This is a genomic window from Streptococcus mitis (assembly GCF_047459985.1).
In the GTDB taxonomy this organism is placed as follows: Bacteria; Bacillota; Bacilli; order Lactobacillales; family Streptococcaceae; genus Streptococcus; species Streptococcus mitis_DZ.
Genome location: NZ_JASHHD010000039.1, coordinates 1 through 934 on the forward strand (window position 1 = coordinate 1; position 934 = coordinate 934).

The window sequence follows — 934 nt, forward strand, 5'->3', positions numbered from 1 at the left end:
GGAACTTAGGTTCTTCTGGAGGAGTTACACGGTTGTTGAACTCTTTATCAGCGATTTCGCCAACAGTTGCCACAAGAACTTTAGCTGTTCCATCGTGAGAAACAGTTACTGTTACATTCGCTTTCATAGTATCGTATGTTACAGTTGCGTCTGTTCCTGCTACTTCTTCTACAGTGTAGTTGTGAACACCTGCTTGTTCTTTCTTGAATTCGATAGCTGAGAACTTAACGTTTCCTGCCGCATCGTTACTTACAGTTTCAACAACTTTACCTGTTGAATCTTTAAGGACGAAGCTGAATTCGTTAGCTTTCAATTCACGACCTTCCAAGCGTTTAGTGAAGTTGAACTCTACTTGTACTGGTACGCTGTTGACACGTTTTTCAGTTGGTTTGTTTGGTTTTTCAACTTTCTTAGTAGTTGGGTTGTAATAGTTCACAACTTGAGCCGCAGTATTTTCGATATCTACTCCGCCAGGTACATCAGCTTTCACTGTTGTTGGGATGTCAAACTTGTAGTAACGTCCGAAGGCGAACTTAGTTGTATCGATCACTTGAGTGTTTTCTGCATCGCCAAGTGACTTAGTGAAGCCATCTTTAAGAGTTGCAGTAATCACACCGTTGTTCACAGCGATATCGAATTTAGCTGTTACATCATCACCTGTTACTGAATCGTAAGCTTTGATCTTAGTAGAATCAAGGTCCAACTTAGTTTCATCGTAGTCATCTGAGATTCCTACTGATTGGATGTTGTCCTTGTTAGCTGCATCGAATTTAGTTGTATCCAACCATACTTGGTAAACCAACTTGTCGCCACGTTTCACAGTCTTGGTATTCAAGTTTTGTTTTTCGTTGTTAGATGCATCGTCCGCATATGGGTTCGCATTTGTATCTGCGTACTTGTCTGCCAACTCTTTATCATCATCAACGAGCTTGTC

1 protein-coding gene is annotated in these 934 nt (G+C 41.0%); it reads right to left on the reverse strand.

Annotated features, from left to right (window positions below; translation table 11 throughout):
* Nucleotides 1-934: SspB-related isopeptide-forming adhesin (locus QM959_RS09520; protein WP_414372861.1), on the reverse strand; the 934-nt coding region annotated here is incomplete at both ends.